This is a genomic window from Sphingomonas sp. LY29 (assembly GCF_035593985.1).
Taxonomy (GTDB): domain Bacteria; phylum Pseudomonadota; class Alphaproteobacteria; order Sphingomonadales; family Sphingomonadaceae; genus Sphingomicrobium.
On the sequence record NZ_CP141587.1, the window covers coordinates 706,030 to 729,778 of the forward strand.

28 protein-coding genes and 2 pseudogenes are annotated in these 23,749 nt (G+C 64.2%); 10 read left to right on the forward strand and 20 right to left on the reverse strand.

The window, feature by feature from the left end:
- Positions 1 to 4 precede the first annotated feature (4 nt).
- The 11 genes from SH584_RS03525 to SH584_RS03575 form a co-directional block, all read right to left on the reverse strand.
- Positions 5 to 406, reverse strand: a complete 402-nt coding sequence (locus SH584_RS03525; protein ID WP_324808602.1) for a hypothetical protein — start codon at positions 404 to 406, stop codon at positions 5 to 7.
- Between the two features lie 69 nt (positions 407 to 475).
- The gene (locus tag SH584_RS03530) at positions 476 to 1,720 is read right to left on the reverse strand and encodes a glycosyltransferase (RefSeq protein WP_324808604.1); all 1,245 of its coding nucleotides are present in this window, start codon (positions 1,718 to 1,720) and stop codon (positions 476 to 478) included.
- Between the two features lie 258 nt (positions 1,721 to 1,978).
- Positions 1,979 to 2,296 (reverse strand): Grx4 family monothiol glutaredoxin, encoded by a 318-nt coding sequence (gene grxD, locus SH584_RS03535; RefSeq protein ID WP_324808606.1) that lies wholly within the window; start codon positions 2,294 to 2,296, stop codon positions 1,979 to 1,981.
- Entirely contained in the window at positions 2,293 to 2,538 is a 246-nt protein-coding gene (locus SH584_RS03540) for a BolA family protein (protein WP_324808608.1), read from the reverse strand. The genes grxD and SH584_RS03540 overlap by 4 nt, the downstream gene beginning before the upstream one ends.
- A gap of 4 nt (positions 2,539 to 2,542) precedes the next feature.
- Entirely contained in the window at positions 2,543 to 2,869 is a 327-nt protein-coding gene (locus SH584_RS03545; protein WP_322842486.1) for a DUF1476 domain-containing protein, read from the reverse strand.
- A 49-nt stretch (positions 2,870 to 2,918) separates the two neighbouring features.
- The gene (locus tag SH584_RS03550) at positions 2,919 to 3,917 is read right to left on the reverse strand and encodes an NADPH:quinone oxidoreductase family protein (RefSeq protein WP_324808611.1); all 999 of its coding nucleotides are present in this window, start codon (positions 3,915 to 3,917) and stop codon (positions 2,919 to 2,921) included.
- On the reverse strand, positions 3,914 to 4,792 hold the full coding sequence (locus SH584_RS03555; RefSeq protein ID WP_324808613.1) for an N-acyl homoserine lactonase family protein: 879 nt from the start codon (positions 4,790 to 4,792) through the stop codon (positions 3,914 to 3,916). The genes SH584_RS03550 and SH584_RS03555 overlap by 4 nt, the downstream gene beginning before the upstream one ends.
- 10 nt (positions 4,793 to 4,802) lie before the next feature.
- Positions 4,803 to 5,090: a hypothetical protein gene (locus SH584_RS03560; RefSeq protein ID WP_322842489.1), complete on the reverse strand. Its 288-nt coding sequence runs from the start codon at positions 5,088 to 5,090 to the stop codon at positions 4,803 to 4,805.
- A complete protein-coding gene (locus SH584_RS03565) occupies positions 5,087 to 5,722 on the reverse strand; it encodes a 3-oxoacid CoA-transferase subunit B (protein WP_324808615.1) in 636 nt (211 codons plus the stop codon). Before SH584_RS03565 ends, SH584_RS03560 begins: the two co-directional genes overlap by 4 nt.
- On the reverse strand, positions 5,722 to 6,432 hold the full coding sequence (locus SH584_RS03570; protein WP_324808617.1) for a CoA transferase subunit A: 711 nt from the start codon (positions 6,430 to 6,432) through the stop codon (positions 5,722 to 5,724). Before SH584_RS03570 ends, SH584_RS03565 begins: the two co-directional genes overlap by 1 nt.
- A 1-nt stretch (position 6,433) precedes the next feature.
- Positions 6,434 to 6,733: an SCP2 sterol-binding domain-containing protein gene (locus SH584_RS03575; RefSeq protein WP_324808619.1), complete on the reverse strand. Its 300-nt coding sequence runs from the start codon at positions 6,731 to 6,733 to the stop codon at positions 6,434 to 6,436.
- 127 nt (positions 6,734 to 6,860) lie between these two features.
- Here SH584_RS03575 and SH584_RS03580 point away from each other — a divergent pair, with 127 nt between their 5' ends.
- The 3 genes from SH584_RS03580 to SH584_RS03590 are packed head-to-tail and all read left to right on the forward strand — an operon-like array spanning position 6,861 to position 11,749.
- On the forward strand, positions 6,861 to 8,738 hold the full coding sequence (locus tag SH584_RS03580; RefSeq protein ID WP_324808621.1) for a tetratricopeptide repeat-containing sulfotransferase family protein: 1,878 nt from the start codon (positions 6,861 to 6,863) through the stop codon (positions 8,736 to 8,738).
- 42 nt (positions 8,739 to 8,780) lie between these two features.
- The gene (locus SH584_RS03585; protein WP_324808623.1) at positions 8,781 to 10,208 is read left to right on the forward strand and encodes an NAD-dependent succinate-semialdehyde dehydrogenase; all 1,428 of its coding nucleotides are present in this window, start codon (positions 8,781 to 8,783) and stop codon (positions 10,206 to 10,208) included.
- A gap of 8 nt (positions 10,209 to 10,216) precedes the next feature.
- Entirely contained in the window at positions 10,217 to 11,749 is a 1,533-nt protein-coding gene (locus SH584_RS03590) for an MFS transporter (RefSeq protein ID WP_324808624.1), read from the forward strand.
- A 4-nt stretch (positions 11,750 to 11,753) separates the two neighbouring features.
- On the opposite strand, the gene SH584_RS03595 is transcribed toward SH584_RS03590, so the two are convergent.
- Positions 11,754 to 11,978 carry a hypothetical protein gene (locus SH584_RS03595; protein ID WP_322842496.1) on the reverse strand — a complete coding sequence of 75 codons (225 nt, stop codon included), beginning with the start codon at positions 11,976 to 11,978 and terminating at the stop codon, positions 11,754 to 11,756.
- Positions 11,979 to 12,169: 191 nt separating this feature from the next.
- Here SH584_RS03595 and SH584_RS03600 point away from each other — a divergent pair, with 191 nt between their 5' ends.
- Positions 12,170 to 13,822: a thiamine pyrophosphate-binding protein gene (locus SH584_RS03600; protein WP_324808626.1), complete on the forward strand. Its 1,653-nt coding sequence runs from the start codon at positions 12,170 to 12,172 to the stop codon at positions 13,820 to 13,822.
- Here SH584_RS03600 and thiS read toward each other — a convergent pair.
- Positions 13,819 to 14,811: pseudogene (gene thiS, locus SH584_RS03605) on the reverse strand (sulfur carrier protein ThiS). The gene SH584_RS03600 and the pseudogene thiS sit on opposite strands and share 4 nt — an antisense overlap.
- 49 nt (positions 14,812 to 14,860) lie before the next feature.
- On the opposite strand from thiS, the gene SH584_RS03610 reads away from it, so the two are divergent.
- From SH584_RS03610 to SH584_RS03625, 4 genes are read left to right on the forward strand one after another with little or no spacing between them, the layout of a single operon-like run.
- The gene (locus tag SH584_RS03610; RefSeq protein WP_324808628.1) at positions 14,861 to 15,301 is read left to right on the forward strand and encodes a type II 3-dehydroquinate dehydratase; all 441 of its coding nucleotides are present in this window, start codon (positions 14,861 to 14,863) and stop codon (positions 15,299 to 15,301) included.
- 38 nt (positions 15,302 to 15,339) lie between these two features.
- Positions 15,340 to 15,816 carry an acetyl-CoA carboxylase biotin carboxyl carrier protein gene (gene accB, locus SH584_RS03615; RefSeq protein WP_324808630.1) on the forward strand — a complete coding sequence of 159 codons (477 nt, stop codon included), beginning with the start codon at positions 15,340 to 15,342 and terminating at the stop codon, positions 15,814 to 15,816.
- A 5-nt stretch (positions 15,817 to 15,821) separates the two neighbouring features.
- Positions 15,822 to 17,174 (forward strand): acetyl-CoA carboxylase biotin carboxylase subunit, encoded by a 1,353-nt coding sequence (gene accC / locus SH584_RS03620; protein WP_322842500.1) that lies wholly within the window; start codon positions 15,822 to 15,824, stop codon positions 17,172 to 17,174.
- A gap of 51 nt (positions 17,175 to 17,225) precedes the next feature.
- Positions 17,226 to 17,933 (forward strand): energy transducer TonB, encoded by a 708-nt coding sequence (locus tag SH584_RS03625; RefSeq protein ID WP_324808633.1) that lies wholly within the window; start codon positions 17,226 to 17,228, stop codon positions 17,931 to 17,933.
- A gap of 6 nt (positions 17,934 to 17,939) precedes the next feature.
- Here the strand turns inward: SH584_RS03625 and SH584_RS03630 are convergent, their stop codons facing one another.
- Both SH584_RS03630 and SH584_RS03635 read right to left on the reverse strand, forming a co-directional pair.
- On the reverse strand, positions 17,940 to 19,160 hold the full coding sequence (locus SH584_RS03630) for a L,D-transpeptidase family protein (protein WP_324808635.1): 1,221 nt from the start codon (positions 19,158 to 19,160) through the stop codon (positions 17,940 to 17,942).
- A 111-nt stretch (positions 19,161 to 19,271) separates the two neighbouring features.
- Positions 19,272 to 19,835 carry a glycine zipper domain-containing protein gene (locus tag SH584_RS03635; RefSeq protein ID WP_322842503.1) on the reverse strand — a complete coding sequence of 188 codons (564 nt, stop codon included), beginning with the start codon at positions 19,833 to 19,835 and terminating at the stop codon, positions 19,272 to 19,274.
- A gap of 200 nt (positions 19,836 to 20,035) precedes the next feature.
- On the opposite strand from SH584_RS03635, the gene arsC reads away from it, so the two are divergent.
- Both arsC and aat read left to right on the forward strand, forming a co-directional pair.
- A complete protein-coding gene (arsC, locus tag SH584_RS03640) occupies positions 20,036 to 20,383 on the forward strand; it encodes an arsenate reductase (glutaredoxin) (protein WP_324808637.1) in 348 nt (115 codons plus the stop codon).
- On the forward strand, positions 20,380 to 21,159 hold the full coding sequence (gene aat / locus SH584_RS03645; RefSeq protein ID WP_324808639.1) for a leucyl/phenylalanyl-tRNA--protein transferase: 780 nt from the start codon (positions 20,380 to 20,382) through the stop codon (positions 21,157 to 21,159). Before arsC ends, aat begins: the two co-directional genes overlap by 4 nt.
- 35 nt (positions 21,160 to 21,194) lie before the next feature.
- Here aat and SH584_RS03650 read toward each other — a convergent pair.
- The 5 genes and pseudogenes from SH584_RS03650 to SH584_RS03670 all read right to left on the reverse strand — a co-directional run.
- Positions 21,195 to 21,605, reverse strand: a pseudogene (locus SH584_RS03650) (DUF2155 domain-containing protein); the annotation flags it as partial.
- A complete protein-coding gene (locus SH584_RS03655; protein WP_324808641.1) occupies positions 21,583 to 21,966 on the reverse strand; it encodes an NADH:ubiquinone oxidoreductase subunit NDUFA12 in 384 nt (127 codons plus the stop codon). The pseudogene SH584_RS03650 and the gene SH584_RS03655, both read right to left, overlap by 23 nt.
- 69 nt (positions 21,967 to 22,035) lie before the next feature.
- Complete coding sequence (locus SH584_RS03660) at positions 22,036 to 22,482, reverse strand: DUF192 domain-containing protein (RefSeq protein ID WP_324808643.1); 447 nt, start codon at positions 22,480 to 22,482, stop codon at positions 22,036 to 22,038.
- A 17-nt stretch (positions 22,483 to 22,499) separates the two neighbouring features.
- Positions 22,500 to 23,063, reverse strand: a complete 564-nt coding sequence (locus SH584_RS03665; protein ID WP_324808645.1) for a cold-shock protein — start codon at positions 23,061 to 23,063, stop codon at positions 22,500 to 22,502.
- Between the two features lie 89 nt (positions 23,064 to 23,152).
- On the reverse strand, positions 23,153 to 23,698 hold the full coding sequence (locus SH584_RS03670; protein WP_322842509.1) for a regulatory protein RecX: 546 nt from the start codon (positions 23,696 to 23,698) through the stop codon (positions 23,153 to 23,155).
- Positions 23,699 to 23,749: the final 51 nt, after the last annotated feature.

The following is a 23,749-nucleotide window of genomic DNA, read 5'->3' on the forward strand; positions in this document are numbered from 1 at the left end:
GGACTTAGTGCCCCATCGTCTTGTGCAGGCGGGCGATCTCGGCTGCCAGTTCGCCATCGATCTTCGACCGACTGTCAGCCGACAGATCGGGGATCGAACCCAAGCGCGTGCGCGCCGATTCCAACGTCTTGACCCACGCCATGTCGTCGGCGCCGGCCTTTCCGCACAACTTGATCTTGGTCACCTTGGTCTGTCCGTCCTTGACCAGCTCGGCGCTCGTTTCGAACTTGCGCGCGTTGCAGGCGGCAACCTGCGCCGCTTCGGCCGATGCGTCGCCGGGAAGGGCGCGGCCCGTCTGACCATCGATCTTTTTCACGACCGTCTTCGTGACGACCTGCTGTTCCTGCGCCATGGCCGGGACAGCGATCGCAGCGGCCAGAAAGGCTGCGGTAATGGTCTTGATCATGAATTTGCCCTCATTCCGAATTGCCAGTCCGATCTATCGGACCGCGATGAACCTTGACTGAAAGACCGCCTAGCCTTCCGCGAACGCCGAGACTGCGGAATTAGAGGCGCCAGCTCGAAGCGACGCGCGACGGATCGCGGCCTGATAGACATCGCCGAACAGCCTGCCCATGCTTTCGTCCCAGCTGAACTGGAGGGCGTGGCTCCGCGCGGCGGCCGAAATATCGGCCATGTCGCTGCCCAGCATCGCAACGATGTTCCTCGCCATCGCCCCCGGGTCGCCGACGGGACCAACCAATCCCAGCCCTTCCGGCACGCGGTCTACCATGGCGCCCGCAGCGACGCCCACGACGGGTAGCCCCGATGCCTGCGCCTCGATGATGGAAATGCCGAACGTCTCGTCGGCCATGGCGGAGACGTATAAATCCGCGCTTGCCAACCATGCCGCCAGGTCGCTCCGGTCGGCGCAATAGCCGGGCGCGAAGATGCGTTCGTTTTCCCGACCGGCGAATGTCTCGCGAAACGGTCCATCGCCCAACAGGAGAAGCGCGGCACCGAGCGCCTCGGGAAGGCGCTTGAACGCATCCACCACGATGTCCGGACGCTTTTCGCCATCAAGGCGGCCAGCGTAGATCAGCAATGGCTGGGCATCGGTCAGCCCCAATCGCCGCCGAAGGGCTGCGTTGCGCTTCTCCGGAGAGAATTCACCAAGCTCGACGCCGAGCGGCACCACGTCGACCTGCGGCACACCGAGCGAGCGAAGTTTGGCGGCCCCGCCATTCTCGCTCATCGCGAACACGGCGTCGAAGCGTGAGTAGAGCGAGCCGCAATATCGGTAACAGAGCCGCCCGAGCGCTCCGCCGACGGCATTGCCCAACAGTTGAGAAACGGGCCGGTCGACATAGACGGTCGGAAAATCGGTGCAGTAGGCCGCGACCAGCGCAGTGCCCGGGTTTCGCTTGGCATGGCCGATGGCAGCCCATGGCAAATTATAGGCATCCTGGCACTCGATCAGGTCGGGGCGAAAGCGCTCCAGCGCCCGTCGCACTGCGCCGTTACGCAGCATCAGCCGGTAATTCGGACTTCCGGGAACCGTGGGCGACGCGATCGTGACGGTGATGGCGCGCCCATTCTCCTCGATGACTTCGCTATCCTGTGGACCGGGCACGATCATCAGATGTCGGTTCGACGTCCGCTCGAGGATGTGGAGTCGCTTATGACGCAGGTAGGTCCCGACCCCGCCCCCAGCGGCCGACCAACTTTGCGTCACGTCGGCAAATAACTGCCCGTCTTGGGAAGACGTATCTGACGTCATGGCTCAATCAGCCGCGAACGGAGTGTCGGCAAATTTTACGCTTCGCATTGCCGCCTCTCCCATTCGAGTGGAATTAATCCCGGATTTCTGACGTTTTCTATAACTGGCACGGACATTGCATTATTGATTGCGTCCACTTGGTTCCACAAACCAAATTGAAGGGGCGGCGAAGCGGTTTTCTGGTCCCGCGCGCCGCCCCTTTTATTTTTTCACAATGTCATGCGCACCAATGCGCCGGCTCGGCCGCCGCCGAAAGCGTCAGGCGGCCTTTTCACCGACCAGTTGCTGCAATTCGCCGCTTTCGAACATCTCCATCATGATGTCGGAGCCGCCGACGAACTCACCCTTGACGTACAGCTGGGGGATCGTCGGCCAATCGCTATATTCTTTAATGCCGGTGCGGATTTCCGGATCCTGCAGCACGTCCACGGTTTCGTAGCTCGTGCCCAGATGATCGAGGATCGCGATCGCGCGGCTCGAAAAGCCACACTGTGGGAACAGTGGCGTTCCCTTCATGAACAGGACCACGTCGTTGGCCTGGACGATACCGTCGAGGCGTTGCTTCACGTCGCTCACTGATGATCTCCTGAAGGCACTGCGGTCTCAAGTTGCAGTGCATGCAATTCCCCGCCCATGCGTCCACCCAGCGCTCGGTAAACGAGTTGGTGCTGCCGCACCCGGCTCATCCCGACAAACTCGGCGCTGACGACACGCGCGGCATAATGGTCGCCGTCACCGGCAAGGTCGCGGATTTCCACGGCGGCGTCGGGCAAGGCTGCCTTGATCAGCGCTTCGATGTCGGCCGCGGCCATCGCCATCGGCTCAGTCCAACGATTCGATAAGCTGGCGACGCGCTTCGACCGCCTTGTGGCCAAGCGCCTCGCGGATGCGGGCCTCGTCGATATCCACTCCAGCGGCGGTGAGATCGCCGAGCAACTTGCGAATGACGTCCTCGTCGCCCGCTTCCTCGAAATCGGCGCGGATGACGTCCTTGGCATAGGCGTCAGCCTCCGCCTCGGTCAGGCCCATCAGGTCTGCCGCCCAAGCGCCGAGCAGACGGTTACGGCGGGCGAGGACGCGGAACTGCATTTCCTCGTCACGGGCAAATTTGGTCTCGAACGCGCGCTCGCGGTCGTTGAAATCGGTCATGCGGACTCCTCGAAAAAGGCTTATCCGCCAGATAGGGTTTCGACCCTCGTCAGTCCAGCGTCACCACGACCTTGCCGATGACCTTCCGCGCCGCCAGCGCCGCGATCGCTTCCCCGCCCCGTTCGAGTGGATAGGTCGCGCTGACGCGCGGACCGATCTTTCCCTCGTCCCACAGCCGGAACAGCGTCGCGACATGCGCGGCATTCGCCTTGGGATCGCGCGCAGCGAAGGCGCCCCAGAACACGCCGCACACGTCACAGCTCTTCAGCAATGTCAGGTTGAGCGGAAGCTTGGGGATGCCGGCGGGAAAGCCGACGACGAGGTAGCGGCCCTCCCACGCGATCGATCGGAGCGCGGGCTCGGCATAGTCGCCACCGACCGGATCGTAGATCACGTCGGCGCCGTTCGGGCCAACGGCGGCCTTGAATTGTTCGGCCAGCGCCTTCGACGCGTCCTTGTCGAATGGGCCATACGGATAGACGATCGCGTCGTCTGCGCCGGCGTCGCGAGCGGCTTGCGCCTTGTCGTCCGACGATACTGCCGCGATCACCCGGACACCGCGCGCCTTGCCTAATTCGATCGCCGCAAGCCCCACGCCTCCGGCAGCGCCAAGGACGAGCAAGGTTTCGCCCGCCTGCAGCTTCCCGCGATCGTAAAGCGCATGGATGGAGGTGGCGTAGGTCAGCAGCAACGCGGCGCCGTCGACGAACGAGCGCTCCGGCGGCAGCGGGATTGCCGTCTTCGCGTTGATGACGATCTTTTCCGACAGTCCGCCCCAGCCAGGAACGGCGATCAGGCGGTCGCCGGGCGACCAGCCGTTGACTCCGTCACCGACCGCCTCAACCTCGCCGGCAATTTCACCGCCGGGCGCGAAGGGGCGTGGCGGTTTGAACTGATATTTGTCTTCGATGATCAGCACGTCGGGAAAGTTGATCGCCGCCGCCCGAACGCGGACGAGCAGTTCGCCCGGTCCCGCGACAGGATCGGCAACTTCATCGACCGTCAGCGTTTCCGGGCCGCCGGGCGTGTTCGAACGCAGCGCTTTCACTGGGCAGCCTTGGGGAAAGCCGGAAGCTTGGCGATGTCGCCCGGTTCGTGCTGGATGATGACCTTCGCCCCGGTTTCCTTGGCCTTGGCCTCGAACTTATCCATCGATGCCAGCGTCTGTTCGCGGCTGGTGTTGAACGGAGGGACTCCTCGCTTCCCGCGCGCTTCGGTGGCGTGATACATGTCCCCACTCAGCAGCACCGGTCCGGAAGCCAGATTGACCAGCAAGGCTAGATGGTCAGGGGTGTGACCGGGCAAGTGTAGAGCCTTCACCTTCCCGTCACCGAAGACATCGGTTTCGCCACCGACAACGAACGTAATCGATCCGGCCTTCGCGTTTCGCCAAGGCCCGAACGGATCATCTTTGCCCGCGCTCTGATCCCAATCCGCCTTTCCGATGAGAAGGTTGGCCGTAGGGAATTTCGATGCTTGGCCGGTGTGGTCGCTGTGCCCGTGGCTGATGCCGACAATATCGACGTCTTCGGGCTTCACGCCGAGTTGCGCGAGTTGTTCGACGATAGTGGTCGTCTGGCCGGCGATCATATCGCCCATGTCCATCTTCTGCCCTTTGAGTTCTGCCGGGAGGCCGGTGTCCCACAACATCATCTGGTCGCCGTGCCGAATGAGATAGCAACTGTCGGTCACGTCGCGGGCCTCGGCGGCATAGAGCCCAGGCTTGTCCGAGAAGAATTTGTCGAAATTCTTGATGGTGATCGTTCCACAGTCGAGCCGGGTCAGGCTGAGCGGTGCAGCAGCGGGCGTTGCAGCGGGAGCGGCGGCATTGGTGGCATCGGCCGCAGCCTCTCCGCCGACTTCGGTGCGCTGGCAGGCGGCAAGCGCGCAGCCGGCCATCAACACGATCATCGCCTTGGTCATCATGATCTCCTCATTCGATCCCGCGAGCATGCGCGTCGGCCACCACGTCCGCGGCGGTCATGCCATCGAACGTCTGCCGCGCCATCGCGTCGGGATCATTGTTGGCATGGCGCCGACCGCCCACGGTCCGAATCGCCGTGTCGAAGGTCAGCATGTCACGGTTGGACAACTCGCGACGGGCGGCCGCCGTTGTGGCGGCAAACGCCTCAGCCGATGTTCCGTCGATCCGGGTCGGCGGCGGCGACGAGCAGGCGGCGAGGATCGCGGCAACGCCGACGATCCCCGCCCAGCCCTTCATTCGGTGTAAGCCGCGGTGGTCTTTGCCCGGACTTCCTCGGCGGTGACGCCCGGCGCCACCTCGATCAGCTTGAATGGCGTCGAATGATCCGGCCGCTGGAACACCGCAAGGTCGGTGACGATCATGTCGACGACATTCTTGCCGGTCAGCGGAAGCGTGCAGTCAGGGATGAATTTCGGATCGCCGTTCTTGGACACATGCTCCATCACGACGATGATCCGCTTGACCCCGGCGACCAGGTCCATCGCCCCGCCCATCCCCTTGATCATCTTTCCCGGAATCATCCAGTTGGCGATGTCGCCGCCCTCACTGACCTCCATCGCGCCGAGCACGGTCAGGTCGATGTGCCCGCCGCGGATCATCGCGAAGCTGTCCGAGGAAGAGAAATAGGACGAGCTGTCGAGCTCGCTGATCGTCTGCTTGCCCGCGTTGATGAGGTCGGCGTCGACCTCATCTGGATACGGGAACGGCCCGATCCCGAGCATCCCGTTCTCGCTCTGCAGCGTGACGGTCATCCCCTCGGGGATGTTGTTCGCGACCAGCGTCGGAATTCCGATGCCAAGATTGACATAATAGCCGTCCTGCAGTTCGCGCGCCGCGCGCGCCGCCATCTGGTTGCGGTCCCACGCCATTACGCCTCACTCCTTTCGCGCGTGGTCACGAACTCGATCTTTTTGTCATAAGGCGCGCCGAGGATCAGCCGCTTCACGTAGATCGACGGGACATGGATGCAGTCCGGATCGAGGCTGCCGACCGGCACGATCTCTTCGACCTCCGCGACGCAGATCCGGCCGCAGGTCGCCGCAGGCTGGTTGAAATTGCGTGCGGTCTTGCGGAACACGAGGTTCCCCGCCTCGTCGGCTTTCCAGCCCTTGATGATCGACAGGTCGGCGCGGATTCCGCGTTCGAGGATGTAATCCTCGCCATCGAAATTTTTCACTTCCTTGCCCTCGGCAACCAAGGTGCCGACCCCGGTTTTGGTGTAAAAACCGGGAATCCCGGCGCCACCCGCCCGCATTCGCTCGGCGAGCGTCCCCTGCGGACAGAATTCGACCTCAAGCTCCTTGGCGAGATACTGCCGCTCGAACTCCTTGTTCTCGCCGACGTAGGACGAAATCATTTTCGCGACCTGCCGGGTTCGCAGCAGCTTGCCGAGACCTTCATTGTCGATCCCGGCATTGTTGCTGGCGATCGTCAGGCCCGACACGCCGCTGGCGACGATCGCGTCGATCAGACGTTCGGGGATTCCGCACAGGCCGAAGCCGCCCGCCGCGATGGTCATGCCGTCGTGCAGCAGCCCCTCAAGCGCGGCAGCGGCATCCGCGTAAACCTTGTTCGCCATCTCAGCTGCGCAGCTTGGACAGCACGCCCTGCAACTGCATCGCGTTCGACATGTCGCCTTCGACCTTAAGCTTGCCGGTCATGAACGCGGTCATTCCGTCGAGCTGACCGTCGGCCATCGCCTGCCAGTCGTCCCAGCTGACCTTGATCGTGGTGTCGGCGTCGCCAGCATCCTCCGTCACCGTTTCGGCCTTGCCATCGAGCATGACGGCGCCGTCGCCGCCAAAATCGATCTTGACGGTCTTGCCCGGAAGCCATGCGCCGGCCTCCTGCATCTTGGCGGCGAGTTCGGTCTTGGTCATGGCATCTCTCCTTGTTGGCGCGGTGCTACAAGCGTGCATGGCGGCAAGACAAGAGGCGGTCGTCAATTTTGGACCGTTGATCGAAATAGAATTGCGACTCGTGGATGGCTTCAGCAGCCAGCGACCGATGACGTCTCTCCACCCCGAAGCGCGCAAGGCGATCGATCTGGCGCGCGCTGGCCAGACCGACGCGGCCATCGAAGCCGCGCTTGCCGCCCTCGACCACACGCCGGGCGATGCCGGTCTGACGCTGTTTCTCGGCCTGCTTTACACGCGAGCATCGCGATTGGACGAGGCGGCGGACCAATTCCGGTCGGCGCTCGCGCTCAACCCCGGCGACGTCGTGGCCCGCACCGAATTGACGCGTTTGCTGATCGCCTTCGACCGGCTGGACGAGGCCCAGCGCGAACTGGCCGCGATCCCGCACGGTATCGGTCGCAAGCGTATTGAGGCACTCCTGCTGCGCCGGCGCGGACAACATCAGAAAGCGGCCGATCTGTACCGACAGGCCGTTGCCGCCGACGATCGGGATTTTGAAAGCTGGGGCAATCTGGGCGTCTGCCTGTTGGCGATGGGACGGCCGAACGAGGCCGACGAGGCCCTGACGAAATCGCTGACCTTGCGCCGTGACCAGCAGGTCTTTCGGCAGAAATGGGCCGAGGCCCAGGTTGCGGCGGGAACTGGCGAAAACGCGCTCGAACGGGCTTGGACATTCGCCCGCGAGAATCCGACCGACACGCTGGTTTTCGGAGTCATCGCTCGACTCCACATCCTGCTCGACCGGCCGGAACAGGCCCGTGAAGCGGTGCTCAAGGGCCTCTCCCGGCACGCCGACGACCAGCCGTTGCTGATCATGCTCGCGGACTTGGCCGAAAAGGAAAACCGGATCGACGAGCTGGTCGATACCCTTCGCAAATTGGACAGGCTCGGCGTTCCGAACGACCAACTCCAGTTGCTGAAAGCTCGACTGTCGTTTCGGCAAGGCGACTTCGAAACCGCCCTCACCGCCGCGCGCGACGCACCCGGCGGCGCCGACCCCGGCGGAAAGGCGCATCTGCTCGGCTTGATCCAGGACCGGATCGACGATCCAGGGGGCGCGTTCGCGTCGTTCGTCGCGATGAATTGGGAGACGGCACGCGAAGTGCCCGAACCGGCGGCCGAGGCCGTTCGCTATCGAAAGTCGATCGCCGAGAGAGCAAAGCTTTCCACTCGCGACCTCGTTCGGCGCTGGCGTCATGCCCCATTCGTCGAGGATCGTCCGGCGCCGGTCTTCATGATCGGCTTCCCGCGGTCGGGCACGACCTTGCTCGACACGTTGCTGATGGGTCATCCCGACCTGGCGATCGCCGAGGAATTGCCGATCCTTGGCGATGTCGCCGAGGCGATGGGCGGATACGAACGGCTCGCCGATCTGGAGACCAACGAAATCGAGACGTTGCGCGCGCTCTACTTCGCACGCGCCGACCAATATGTCCGACCGAAGCGCGGGCAGATGATCGTCGACAAGTTGCCGCTGGGCGCCATCGAGACGCCGCTGATCCATCGGCTTTTCCCCGAAGCGCGTTTCATCTTCGTGCAGCGTCATCCATGCGACCTCGTCCTCAGCGGGTTTATGACCCGCTTCCAGCCAGTCGGGGGCATGAGCAACTTCCTGACGATTGAGGACACTGCGAAGCTCTATGATCGCGTGATGGATTTCTGGCGCCAATGCCGCGCCGTCTTGCCTCTACTGGTTCATATCGTCCGCTACGAGCGACTGGTCGAAGATATCGAGGCCGAGATGCGCCCGCTCGCCAGCTTCCTCAACCTGAAGTGGACGCCGCGTCTGCTCGACCACCGCCGCGCGGCCAAGGCGCGCGGGTTCATCGCGACACCGAGCTACGCGCAGATCCAGGAGCCGATCAACGACCGGGCGATCAACCGCTGGCACCGCTACCGTGACCAGATGGAACCGGTCTTCCCCATCCTGAAGCCATGGGCCGACGCGATGGGGTATGAAATCTAGCAATGCTTGGCGCGGCCGCGCGGACGGCCTATCGCATGCGCCATGAGCTATGACGCAGACCTGAAACTCTTCATCGATGGCGTGTGGAAAAGCGGCGAAGGCCGCGACACCCATGACGTCATCAATCCTGTCAGCGGAAGCGGCATTGCCGCACTGCCGATGGCGACCTCAGCCGACCTTCAGGAAGCGCTTGCCGCGGCCGACCGAGCTTGGCCGTCATGGCGCGCGACCGAGGTCGATAAGCGCGGCGCGATCCTGCACAAAACCGCCGACCTGCTGCGCGAGCGCGCGGACGCCATCGCCCGCATCCTGACGCAGGAGCAGGGCAAGCCGTTAGGCGAAGCGAAGCTGGAAGTGATCGGTTCGGCGTCGATGTTCGATTGGTATGCCGAGGAGATTAAGCGCGACTATGGCCGCACGCTGGTCCGCCCGACCGGCCAGCGCTCGATCGTGATTCGCCAGCCGGTCGGTCCGACCGCGACCTTCACGCCATGGAATTTCCCGATCTACCTGCTCGCCAAGAAGGTCGCCGCCGCGCTCGCCGCCGGTTGCCCGGTGATTAGCCGCCCCCCGCAGGAAACCCCGGGCTGCACCGGCGAACTGTTCCGCGCGCTCGCCGACGCCGGCATCCCCAAGGGCGTCGCGCAATTGGTGCATGGCGATGCCGACCTCGTCTCCACGACGCTGATCGGGTCGAAGATCATCCGAAAGATTAGCTTCACCGGCTCGGTTCCGGTCGGCAAGCATTTGATGAAGCTTGCTGCCGACGACATGAAGCGGATCACGCTCGAACTCGGCGGTCACGCGCCCGTGCTGATCTTCGACGATTGCGATCTTGAGAAGACGCTCGACATGGTCGTTCCGCAGAAATTCCGGAATGCTGGGCAAGTGTGTGTCTCCCCGACCCGCTTCTACGTGCAGGAATCGATTTACGACGCCTTTTTGAAAGGTTTCGCGGAGCGCACCGCGAAGGTAAAGATCGGCGACGGCCTCGACGCCGAGACGAAGATGGGGCCGCTTGCGAACGCTCGTCGTCCCGACGCCATCGAGAAGCTGGTGAATGACGCCGAAGCAAAGGGCGCGCGCGTCCTTGCTGGCGGTCATCGCGGCGACGGCGGCTTCTTCTTCCAGCCGACGCTCCTTGGCGACGTTCCGACGTCGGCCGACATCATGAACGACGAACCGTTCGGTCCGGTCGCGGTCACGGCGAAGTTTGCGACTTTCGACGAGGCGATCGAGCAGGCCAATCGCCTGCCTTTCGGTCTTGCCGCTTTCGCCTTCACCGAAAACGGTCGCCGCGCCAATCTGCTGGGCGACGCGATCGAAGCCGGAATGGTCGGGATCAACAGCTTCGGCATTTCGACTGCCGATGCGCCGTTTGGCGGGGTCAAGGACTCTGGCTTCGGAAGCGAAGGCGGCAAGGAAGGGCTTGAGACCTACCAAGTCGTCAAAGCGATCCACCAGGCCTAGCCACCCAAATGACGATCGCCATTCGATCGCGCATGCCGATCTTCTGGTTCGGGTGCGCGGCGATTGCCGCCGGGGTGGCGCTTCACCTGCCGATGCTGGCGATGGCGCACAGCATGGGCAATCACCTGGCAGGCATGCCGATGGACTTGGAGATGCTGGTCGGCATGGGGCTGATCGTCATCGGCGTGCCGCTTGCCATCTTCGGTGCCCTGCCGGCGCGTCATGTCGCGCACGACAGCCATTCCGGTACATTGTTCGAAGCAGCGGACTCGACCCCGCTCGGGCGATGGCATGCCGCCGTCCTGATCGTCCTGATCGTAGGTCTCATCATCGATGTCATGAAGCCTGCGACGCTCGGCTTCGTCCTGCCCGGCCTGGCTTCGGAATATGGGATTGCGCGGTCGCAGGCCGCATGGCTGCCATTCGTGGCGCTGGCGGGAACGACGGTCGGATCGTTCGTGTGGGGCTGGCTTGCCGACATTTACGGTCGACGCGCGTCGATCCTGCTGTCGACGATACTGTTTGTCGCAACCTCGGTCTGCGGGGCCATGCCCGCGTTCGAGTGGAATCTGCTGATGTGCTTCCTGATGGGTTGTTCGGCGGGGGGGATGCTCCCCGTTGTCTATACCCTGCTGGCCGAGATCATGCCGCCGAAGCACCGCAGTCGGGTGTTGGTCCTGGTTGGCGGCGTCGGATTGGTAGGAGGCTATCTTGCCGCGAGTGCAGCCGCGAACATGTTCGAACCAACCTACGGCTGGCGGTCGCTCTGGCTGCAGGGCTTTCCGACAGGGCTACTCCTGTTGGCGCTCGCTCGCTGGATTCCGGAAAGCCCGCGTTTCCTGATGGAGCAGGGACGCACCATAGAACTGGAGGCGATGGCGAGCCGCTTCGGGATCGTGCGACGCGAGCAGGTATTGGTTCCTGACGACGCGCCCGTTGCGGCGGCGCGGCACAACCGCCTGACTGCGGCACTCGTCATTACTGCGCTTGCATGGAGCTTCGTCAACTTCGGCTTGCTGTTGTGGCTACCGTCCGACCTCGCGTCGCGCGGCTATAGTGTCGAGGCGGGAAGCGGCATCATCGCCCGATCGGCGCTGCTTGCGTTGCCGACCATCGCGATCGGCGCGCTGCTCTACAGTGGGTGGAGCAGCAAGTGGACGCTGGTGCTGACCATCGTCTTGACGCTCGCGGGGCTGGTAGGAGCGATCCTTCCCGCGCCGATCCTGGCGCAGGAACCGGTGCTGATCGCGGTCATCGCGCTGCTCGTCGTCGGAACGAATGGCCTGATCGCGGTGCTTCTTCCCTATGCCGCCGAGAATTATCCCCTCGGCGTGCGCGGGCGCGCCACCGGTCTCATTGCCGGATCGAGCAAGGTTGGGGGCGTGGCAGTGCAAGGGTTCGCACTAGCGGGCCTGATCCCTACACTTGGCGGCGCCGCGCTCGCGCTGCTCGTGCCGATGATCGTGTCGGTCGGATTGGTCGCTTATGCCGGCCGCGAGACCCGCGGCCGGTCGCTTCGGGAACTGGAAGCGGGAAGCTGACCGTCTACCAGATCGAGGAGACGGGGCGGAACTTGGTGCGGGTGACGTCGCCTTTGATCATCTTCGACTTGAAGACCTTGCGGGCCTGCTCGGCGCCATCGACGCTCATGCACACCATGCGCACGCCGCCGCTCGCGAGAGGCTCGATCGCCGAAACGCCGATCTTCTTGGTTGCACACTGATCGATCACCGCAGTCTGGCTGAGGTCGAGGAAGAGAACGCGGCTCACTGGCTCACCGCCGTTGCTTTGCTGGGGTGTCGGACCATGTGGAATCTCCTGGTTTGAAGCGAGAGCGCTACCGTCTCTCAGTCACCAGAAGCTCGTGGGGTCGATCGAGTGATGGCCCTGCCTAGCATATAATCGGCGCGCCGTCGCCTGCTGCACTCCACAAGGCGATTGCGGAGCGCTAGAGCGGCATCATGAAGATACGCACCGGCGGCCAGATCCTTGTCGACCAGCTCCGAATCCAGGGCTGCGACCGCATTTTCACCGTTCCCGGCGAAAGCTTCCTCGCCGTTCTCGACGCGCTTCACGACGCGCCGGAGATCGACACGGTCGTCTGCCGGCAGGAAGGCGGGGTCGCCTACATGGCCGACGCCGATGGCAAGATGACCGGGCGGCCGGGCGTCGCCTTCGTCACGCGCGGACCCGGCGCGACCAACGCCAGCGCTGGCGTGCACGTCGCCTTCCAGGACTCGACCCCGATGATCCTGTTCGTCGGCGACCTCGACCGCGCCGACCGCGACCGCGAAGGCTTTCAAGAAATCGATCTGCCCGCCTTCTTCGGCCCGATCGCCAAATGGGCGGCGCGGATCGACGATGCCCGCCGCATCCCCGAATATGTCGCCCGCGCCTTCCGAGTCGCCACGGCCGGTCGTCCCGGCCCGGTAGTGCTCGCGTTGCCTGAAGACATGCTTCGCGATGAAGCCGAAGCAGCCGACCGTCCGGTCACGCCGCCGATCAACCAGCCGCCCTGCGCGGGCGCGATGGAGGCGATGTTTGGGCTATTGAAGGACGCCACCAATCCGGTCGCGATCATCGGCGGCGCCGGCTGGAATCCGGCGGCAGCGCATCATTTCGAAACCTTCGCGGCGCGCTACGGCATTCCGACCGCGGCCGCCTTCCGACGTCAGGATGCGATCGACAACGAGTGCCGCGTCTATGCAGGCCAGCTAGGGTACGGTCCCAATCCACTGCTCCAGCAGCGGATTCGCGACGCCGACCTCCTGCTGGTGGTCGGCGCCCGCCTCGGCGAGTCGACGACCGACGGGTACAAGCTGATCACCCCCGACCATCCCGATCAGATTCTGGTCCACGTTCATCCCGATCCCAACGAGCTCGGCCGCATTTATCAGGCCGACCTGCCGATCTGTGCGGAGATGGATGAGTTCGCCGAGATCGCCGCCGACTGGCACGACCCCGAACTCGTGCCCTTCAAGGACGGCGAGGAAGCGCACCGTGAGTGGCTGCGCTGGTCGGAGCCTGCGCCGCGTGAAGGGGTAAAGCTGGACCTTGGCCCGTGTGTGAAGGCGATGCGCGACGCGCTTCCCGCAAACACGATCATCTGCAACGGCGCGGGCAATTTTTCCGGCTGGTGGCATCGCTACTGGCACTACGGCGTCGCGCCGACTCAACTTGCGCCGACCAGCGGGACGATGGGCTATGGCCTTCCCGCAGCCGTCGCAGCCGCCCTGCGCTTCAAGGACCGCACCGTCGTGTGCGTCGCGGGCGATGGCGATTTCCTGATGAACGGTCAGGAATTGGCGACTGCGGCACAATATGGTGCCGACCTACTCGTCATCCTTGTCGACAACGGTGCATACGGCACCATCCGCATGCACCAGGAACGCGACTATCCGGAGCGGATCAGCGCGACGAGCCTAGCCAATCCCGATTTCGCCAAATTGGCGGAGGCATTCGGGGGATGGGCGGTGCGCGTCGAGCGCACCGACGACTTCGCACCTGCTCTCGACGAGGCGATGAAGCGTCGCGGCATTCGCCTGCTCCACTGCATCACCGACGTCGAGATCATCACCAACCAGACGACGATCGAAAAGCTTCGCGCGCGCTAGATTAGTCCGGCGAGCGGGCTCGACGGATCGGCGTAGCGACGCTTCGCCATCCGTCCCGCGCGGTAACCGAGCCGGCCGGCTTCGACCGCCAACTTCATCGCCCGGGCCATGACGACCGGGTCCTTTGCCTCGGCAATCGCGGTGTTCATTAGAACGCCGTCGCAGCCAAGCTCCATCGCCGCGGCGGCGTCGCTTGGCGTTCCGACGCCGGCGTCAACGAGGACAGGCACGCTTGCACCTTCGACGATCAGGCGGATGGTCACCTGGTTCTGGATGCCGAGTCCCGATCCGATCGGCGCGCCCAGCGGCATGATCGCGACCGCGCCCGCTTCTTCCAATTGCTTCGCGGCAATGGGATCATCGACACAGTAAACCATCGGCAGGAAGCCTTCGTTCGCCAGCACCTCGGTCGCGCGCAAGGTCTCGCGCATGTTCGGGTAGAGCGTCCGCGCCTCGCCGAGCACTTCGAGCTTCACCAAGTCCCATCCACCCGCTTCCCGCGCCAGGCGCAGCGTGCGGATCGCATCCTCGGCGTTGAAGCAGCCCGCGGTGTTGGGGAGGTAGGTGACCTTTTTCGGATCGATATAATCCATCAGCACCGGCTGCGAAGGATCGGAAATGTTGACCCGGCGAACCGCGACCGTGACGATCTCCGCGCCCGACGCTTCGACTGCCGCGGCGTTCTGTTCGTAGTCCTTATATTTGCCGGTCCCCACGATCAGGCGCGAGGTGAACGTTCGTCCGGCGACGCTCCAGCTGTCAGTCAAAACTCAACCGCCTCCCACAAAATGCACGATTTCATAGTCGTCGCCGTCCTCGACGATGACGCTTTCAAAGGTCGATCGCGGTACGATTTCTAAGTTGCGCTCGACCGCCACCCGCACCGGGTCTAGCCCAATCTCGGCGATCAGTTGCGCCAGGGTCGTCCCTGCTTGAACGCGCCGATGATCGCCGTTGATAATGACGCCCGCGGTGCCGTCGAGACTCATGGAAGCTCCGGGTGGTTGAATGTCCGTTCCGCCCATATAGGGTCTGCCGATGCCGACGCCACCGCTGATCTTCGTGCTGCAGGGTCCCAACCTCAACCTGCTCGGGACTCGCGAGCCCGAGATTTACGGAACCGACACGCTCGACGACATCGCCGCGCGGCTCGAGGATCGGGCAAGCGAACTGGGCGTCACCCTCGACCAGCGCCAGACGAATCACGAAGGCCTGCTCATCGACTGGCTGCACGAAGCGCAGGCCGCCGGCGCCAAGGCCGTCATCTTCAATCCCGGCGGATACAGTCACACGTCGGTCGCGCTGCATGACGCGGTCAAAGCGATCGCGACTCCGGTGATCGAGGTGCATTTGAGCGACCCTTCGAGCCGCGAGGATTTCCGCCAAGTCGACCTGGTCGAGCTTGCCGCGACGCGTTCGATCAAGGGCAAGGGACCCTACGGATACCTGCTGGCACTGGACGAGGCGGCGCGGCTCTGACAGGACGCGCGGCGACTAACAGTTCAAGAGGACATGCAATGGCGGACGACAAGGACGGTCAGGCGATGCGGGTCGATGGCGCACTGCTGCGCGAACTCGCCGCCCTGCTTTCCGACAACGACCTGACCGAGATCGAGGTCGAGGACGGCAATCGCAAGATCAAAGTACGTCGCGAAGCGGCTCCGGTGATGGCCTATGCGCCGGCGCCTGCCGCGCATGCCCCCGCCCCGCTCGCCGCGGCGCCTGCCGTCGCCGATGCGCCCGCTCCGGCTGCGGCCGCGATCGATGCGGTCAAGTCGCCGATGGTCGGCACCGCCTTCCTGTCCCCCGAACCCGGCGCCAAGCCGTTCGTCACCGCCGGTGGCAGCGTCAAGCAAGGCGACACGCTGATGATCATCGAGGCGATGAAGGTCATGAACCCGATCCTCGCGCCGAAGTCGGGCACCGTCGCCCGAATCCTGGTCGGAGACGCCCAGCCGGTCGAATTCGATCAGCCGCTCGTCGTGATCGAGTAATCATCATGCCGATCACTAAGCTGCTGATCGCCAACCGGGGCGAGATCGCGCTGCGCATTCATCGCGCGTGTCACGAAATGGGCATCAAGACCGTTGCGGTCCATTCCACCGCCGACGCTGATGCGATGCACGTCCGCCTCGCCGACGAAGCCGTCTGCATCGGCCCGCCCGCGGCCAAGGACAGCTACCTCAACATTGCCAACATCATTTCCGCGGCCGAGATTACGCACGCCGACGCGGTCCACCCGGGTTACGGCTTCCTGTCAGAAAATGCGCAGTTCGCGGAGATCGTCGAGAGCCATGGTCTCGTCTGGGTCGGGCCGAAGCCCGAGCATATCCGCATCATGGGCGACAAGATCGAAGCCAAGCGCACCGCCGCCGAGCTCGGCCTGCCGCTGGTCCCCGGATCGCCCGGGCCGCTCGACAATGTCGAGGATGCACGGCGTATTGCCGACGAGATCGGATATCCGGTCCTGATCAAGGCCGCCTCGGGCGGCGGCGGGCGCGGCATGAAGGTCGTGCCGGAGGAAAGCCAGCTCGAGAGCCTGATGAGTCAGGCTTCGTCCGAAGCGAATGCGGCGTTCGGCGATCCGACCGTCTACATGGAAAAATATCTCGGCGATCCGCGCCACATCGAGTTCCAGGTGTTCGGCGACGGCAACGGCGAAGCGATTCACCTCGGCGAACGCGACTGTTCGATCCAGCGGCGCCACCAGAAGGTGATCGAAGAAGCCCCCTCGCCCGTCATCTCGGCCGAACAGCGTGAGCGCATGGGCGGGATTGTCGCCAAGGCGATGGCCGACATGGGCTATCGCGGCGCGGGCACGATCGAGTTCCTGTACGAGAACGGCGAGTTCTACTTCATCGAGATGAACACGCGTCTGCAGGTCGAGCATCCGGTGACCGAGATGATCAGCGGGATCGACCTCGTCCGCGAACAGATCAAGGTCGCGCAGGGCGACGGTCTGTCGTGCCGCCAGGACCAGATCCGTCTTCACGGCCACGCCATCGAATGCCGCATCAATGCCGAGGACCCGCGCACCTTCGCGCCGTCACCGGGGTTGGTGAAGAATTATGTCGCGCCTGGGGGAATGCACGTTCGCGTCGATAGCGGCCTTTACGCCGGCTATCGCGTGCCGCCCTACTACGACAGCATGATCGGCAAGCTGATCGTTTATGGCACGACGCGGGAGCGCTGCATCATGCGGCTGAAGCGCGCGCTCGAGGAGTTCGTGGTCGAGGGGATGCACACTACGATCCCGCTGCACCGCGACATCATCCGCGACCCGGCCTTCGAGAGCGGCGACTATACGATCAAGTGGCTCGAACAATGGCTTGAGGATCAACCCGCAAGCTAAGCCGACTGGCGCGCATCCTTCGCCCGCATCGGGCGTTTTCGATGCGCGTCCATGAGTATCTACAGAGCCCAGCCTTCGCGGTCCGACCGGGCCAAGGCGATTGCCGCAGTGGTGGCAGTTCACGCCGCGCTCGGCGCCCTGCTTGCGATCCGAGGCACGACGCCAGCGGCGCCGGTCCGCCCCCCGCCGACGGTCCTGATCGACATCGCGGTGCCGCCTCCGCCGCCCCCCGTGCAATCCGATCCCGGTCGAGCGCGTGAAGAGGAAGGTGCGGCGGGCAAGAAGGCCGAACCGTCTCCAATCGTCGCGCCAGATCCGCCGATCCGCCTGCCGACACCACCGCCAGTTCCGGCGGCACCGATCGCCGGGACGGGATTGGCCGCGACCGCCGGTGCGGCAAGCGCCGGAACCGGTCCGGGCGCGGGCGGGAGCGGCACCGGCCGAGGTGCCGGCGGAAACGGTTCGGGAGGCGGGATCGGCAGCGAGGCGCGACTGCTGTCCGGCGGATTGACCCGGGCCGACTATCGCTCGCTGCGCGGGCAAGCTTTCTCTCCGGGTCGCGCCCGGCTTGCGCTGCAGATCGGTGAAGACGGGCGCGTCGTGCGTTGCAGTATCGCCAACAGCAGTGGCAATCCCGACGTTGATTCAGCCCTGTGTGACATCCTCGAACCGAGAATGCGCTGGGCGCCGGCCCGCGACATGGCCGGCAATCCAATCAGCGTCGGACTATACTATGTCGCAACCTGGCAGCGGTTTTGACCGCGACTAGCGGGCGGCGACGCGGGGCGATTCCATCGCGGCGAGGCGCGCACTGTCCTTACCGTAGATGTCCTCATAATAGACCACTTCGCTGCCACTCGGCACCGCGGTCAGATAGGCGAGATAAACGGGAACGGGCCGTTCAAGATCGACCTTCTGCTCGGGCTTCCCACCAGTCGGAATCTTCAACGGCTTGCCGTACAGCCATTTCGCCAGACGAGGAGCATCCTCGAGCCGCACGCAGCCGCCGCTAAACAGGCGCGATGCCTCGCTCAGCAATTCCTTGTTCGGCGTGTCGTGCAAATATACGCCGTCGCTGTTCGGGAACATGAACTTCATCCGACCCATCGAATTGTGCGGTCCCGGATTTTGGCGGACGCGGAGCTGGATCTTGCCGGCGGCAACGGCTTCCCAATTAATCGTCGAGGGATCGACCTGCGTCGCCTCGTCGCCATAGTCGGACAGCACGACGTACCCGCGGTCCTTAAGATATCCGAGCCCCTCCTTGACCACGTTGGGAGCGATTCGCTCGGCGGTCAGGTCAGCGGGGACGTTCCAGTAAGGGTTGGTGGCGGTATAGCGGATCAACGCGGCCATCATCGGCGTCGGCTGCTGCGGCTTGCCAACGACGACCCGCATCGAGTCAACGACCTTGCCGTTCTCGTACATATACAGGCGCTGCGCGGCCGCATTCATGAGGACGTAGCGGCCGCCGCTGCCCGGCAACATGCGCGCGCGGTCGAGATTGATACGCAAAAGCTGGACGGCGCGATCGTCGCCTTGCTGCTGCGCATCAAGGAGCGCCCGCCGCATCTCACCATAGCTGTGATGCATATACGGCATCGCTTCGATCCATGCGGTCAGCGAGGGCGCCGCAGCCGCCTGCGACAGCAGGGCTGATGCGCTTGGCACCGAAGGGACCGCTGCCTTGTCGATAATCTTCCACTCGCTGCTGGAACGGCTTCGAAGCGAAGCGGCGTAAACAACCAACGCGCGGTTGAGCATGGTTTCCGCAGCGACCATTGCACGCGGATCACCGCGTTCGGCATCGCGCACGGCGCGTATCAGACTGCGCGTGTTGAAGCGGCGAGGATCGAGTCCGTCGAGCCGCGAAGAATCCAATTGGTCGATCAGTGCATAAGCCGCGCGATCGTCTCCGGGTACGAACCACATCGGCCGGACGGGCCGGGCCGTCTCCAGATCTTGCGCTGCCGTCGAAGCCGCCAAGGCGGGTTGCGCCGCGAAAATCGACAGGCACAGCGCCAATGCAAAACCCGCCGGGCGCACGGGGCACCCGGCGGGAATGCTGGACCATCGTTTGACGATCCTGTTCGGCATTTAGCCGCGTTCGCCCGACGACATCGGTGCCGGAGCCGGCGCCATGTTCGGGTCGTAGCCCTGCGGGGCACCCTGGTAGTACTGGCCGTTCTGGACGTAACCGTCGACGCGACCGTCGCGATCGTTGTCGGCCCAGACCGCGCCAGCGACACCGCCGAGGGCGGCGCCGACGACAGCGCCTTCAAGGATGCCAAGGCCCGGGATCAGCGCGCCGGCAGCCGCACCGAGAGCGGCGCCGCCAAGGGCACCGGTCGCGACGCGACGCAGCGTGGGATCGTAGCCCGACGGGGTGCCGGCATAATATTGGCCGTTCTGCACGTAGCCGTCGGCATAGCCGTCGTTATTGTTGTCGGCCCAAACCGCGCCGGCGAGACCGCCGATGCCGGCGCCAATGGCCGCACCTTCGATCACGTTGACGCCCGGAACGACCGCGCCGATCGCCGCGCCGCCGGCTGCGCCGACTGCCGCGCCCTGCGCGATATCGCCGGCCATCGGATCACTGGTTGCGCACGCGCTGAGCGACACTGCGCTGGCGAGCATGATCGCCATCATCGACTTCTGCATATTCTGACTCCCTATATCGTTCTACGGACCGTGTGCGCCTGGAACGAGAGCCCCCGGCATGCGGCACATGTCACGTCCGCCCAACGACACTGCCCCCAACAGGTTCCGAATCGCTTCCGTAAGGACATTGGCTCGGCAGAACTGGTCCCCTATTTTACGCTCCGCTATGATGTGCAGACATTCACCTGAACGGATCTCGAATGAAGGCGACCATCTATCATAATCCGCGCTGCGGAACGTCACGCATGACGCTCGGAATCCTCAACGAAAATGGGGCTGACGTCACAATCATCGACTATTTGGCTCATCCGCCGACAGCGGAGGAACTCGCCCGTCTGTACCAGCGCGCCGGGATGAGCGCCCGCGATGGTCTGCGTGCAAAGGAAGATTTGGCCGAGGAACTGGACCTGAGGGATCGCGAAATCCCTGACCATGAACTGCTTGAGCTGATGGTGGCGAACCCGATCCTGATCAATCGGCCGCTGGTCGAGACGGACAAGGGCGTTCGACTCTGCCGTCCGCAGGAAAAGGTGCTCGAAATCCTGTGAGCGACCTGCTCGATCCCCGTACGCTTCTGCAAGGATATGCCGCGGGGATCTTCCCCATGGCCGACAGCCGCGATGCCGAAGATGTATTCTGGGTCGAGCCGCGCACCCGCGCGATCCTGCCGATTGATCGCTTCATCCTGTCGGGGTCGCTCAGGAAACGGATCAGGTCGGGTCGCTTCACGGTGACGCGCGACCGCGCTTTCCACGATGTCGTGCTCGCGTGCGCCAAACGCGACGAGACATGGATCAATCCAACAATCGAACGCGCGACGCTAGGCCTTCATGCGGCGGGGCATGCTCATTCGATCGAATGCTGGCGAGACGATCGACTGGTTGGCGGGCTCTATGGCGTAAGGCTGGGCGGCGCCTTCTTCGGCGAATCGATGTTCAGCCGCGAAGCCGATGCGTCGAAAGTCGCGCTCGCCTGGCTTATCGCAAGACTGCGGGTTGGCGGCTTCGGCCTACTCGATTGCCAATTTATGACGGATCACCTTGCCTCGCTCGGCGCAGTGACGGTCAGCCGCGACGATTACGTCGGGTTGCTGGGTGTCGTGCTGGGCACTGGAACCAGAGGCCCGGGCGCGGGCGTCGCCGGAGCGGGCGCCGGTGCGGCTTCTTCCGGGCCGGTTTCGCGCGTGGTTGACGCCCTGGGGGCGGCACGGCGCGACGGCGCCGAGTTCGAGGCGCTTGACCGGTTGCTCGAGGCGGAGGGCGTTGCGGGCGCTTCGGGACCTGCGGGCCAGTTCATCGCGCAGCTCTTGGGCCAGACGTCGTAGACGGTATCCTCGACCACGTTCAGCGACGGGCTTTCCTTGTACAGCCACCCGGAGAAGCGACGCACCCACTGACCATCGGACCGCTGCACGTCGACATGGACGAAGGCGCCGGTCAGCTTTTCCGCTTCCCATGGCGCGGTGGTTTCACAGGCGCGCAGGCGAACCGTGACGTCCTTGATCCGTGCCGACTGGCCCGGCTTCAGGACGAGATCGCGGACGATCCCGTTGCGCTTGTTGAGCACGCCGAGAACCGCGACCCGCTCCGCCATCGGCGTAACCTGCGTGGCGTCGACCGGGGCGCGGGGCAGTTCAGCGGTGGCGCTTGAATTGGCTTGTGCGTCATAGCCCGGTGCGGCGCGGTCGCATCCGGCCAGCGCGCTGATCGCGACTGCCGCCGCGACGATGCTGAAACGAGCAGCCACCTTATTCGGGCTTCCAGGCCTCATAGTCTCCGGTCGCGATCGGGCGAACGCCGCCACGCGCCAGCGATCCGCCGGGCCGATATGCGTTCGGCGTTCCAGTCAGATTGACGCTTGGCGCCTGTTCGAACGGGCGACGGGGCGGCAGCGACTTTTCAGGAATGTCGTCGATGGTGCCCCGCAGCCACGCATTCCAGCCCGGGGGGACACGGCTGCTGTCGTTGGGTCCATCGTACATCACCCAACGACGGTGGGGGTCCTTGCGGTGCCGGAAATAAATATTCCCAGCATCGTCGCGACCGACCTCCTCGCCGTGACGGCGCGAGAACAGGCTGGTGCCCCAAGAGGCGCCATTCCACCAGGTGAAGGCGTTTGCGAAAAGTCCCATGGGCGAGAGCCTTTGCCCCGAAGCGAATGGATAGGCAAGCGCGGCGCCTGAACTGCAGCGCCGTGCCGATCAATCGGTCCAGGCGACCTTGTCCCCCGCCCTGATCCCAAGTTCTTCGGCCCGGCCGCCGGCGAGTTCGAGCACGGAGCCGACCGTGCCTTCCGACAGGACCGGCTCCAGCGACAGTGGAACGGTATTCGCCGCAACGTTGGCAATCGTGCCGTCCGAACGAACAAAAATGATGTCGAGCGGGATCAGCGTGTTCTTCATCCAGAAGCTGGCCGGCCGCGGCTGGGCGAACGGGAAAATCATCCCGCGGTCGGGCGCGAGCGAGGACCGGTTCATCAAGCCCATGGCCTGCTGCTCTTCAGTCCGCGCGACTTCAACGACGAACCGGTGGGTCCGATTGCCCGAGGTCACCGTCAGGGGAACTTGGTCGAGCCCGGCGGCGGACGGACCCAATTCGGCAGGACTGGTCGTCGGTTGGCAGGCGGCGAGCGCTCCGCCAAACGCCATCGCAAAGGCTGCGGCGATCAACCGGCCAGGCGCAGCTCGACCGCGGTCAGGCCCTTCTTCCCGGACGCGACCCGCGCTTCCAGCAATTGTCCCGGCTCCAGGTCGATGATGTGCGACAGTCGGACCGTCTCCATGTGCACGAAGATGTCCTCGCCCGACTCGGACTCGCCCGGCTTGCACAGGAAGCCGTAACCCTTGACGCGATTGAACCATTTGACCTCCACCGGCTCATACTCGCCCGCGGTATCGGCCAAAGCCTTTCGATCCGCGCGCTCGACCGTAGCATGGACCGGTGCGACGGCCATCGGCAAGGCCGTCGACAGATCGATCGACAATATCTTGAGCGCCTGGAAGCCCCTGTCCTGGTGCGCGGCAATGCATTCGATCGTCGCCCCCTCGGGGACCGAACGGCGACCATGCTCCTTGAGCAGGCTGAAGTGGATGAGGATGTCGCCTTCGCAATCCTCGGAGATGAGGAAGCCAAAGCCGCGCGTGGCGTCGAACCATTTGACGCGACCCGAACAATGCTGGCCTTCCGGCAACGGAAGTTCGCTCGCGAGTTGCGGTTCGCTCATGTTCATCGAGGAATTCGTTTCGGAACTACAACGCCCATACGCGCGGTATATCACGAGCTTCTGTGTCGTGAAACCGACATTAATGTTAATTAGCGTTAATTTTCGTGAAACTCTCGGAGTGCGCTTTCCCGCCCTGGCGGACAGTCCATGATCCTGCGGGCCAGCGTCATCGAATGACCCGCTCGAAGCATCGCCGCCAGTCCCCGCTCGCGTGATTTCGGATCGGGCGTGGCGGTGGCATAGGGTCCAAGGCGACGACGTTGCGCGAAGCGGATCGCAGCGTCCAGCGCCGCCCCCTGTGCCAGTTCGCGCGCTTCTTCACCGTCATTTTCGCCGATCCCTGCGCCGTGCAGCGCCTGGCGGACCCGGCCGATGCCGTAACCCCGCGCGGTCAGTGTTCTCGCCTTCGAAACCGCGAACGCACGATCGTCTACATAGCCGTTCCGCACCATCTTGTCGGCTAGCGCGTCTAGGTCGGGCGGCGTCGCCGCAGCCCACCCGCGTTCGCGGAGCTTTCGCTTCAGGTACGTCAGCAATTTCGCCCTGCTCGTCGCGAAGCGGCCGACGTAGGATAGCGCCATCTCGTCCAGCTTCGCTTGGTCGATCGGGGGGCGTACCCTGGGCTGCCGTCGGTCGGTCATGGCCTTGTTTGTGCCACACTCCCCCAGCATCACGCAAAGTGCGGATGCCAC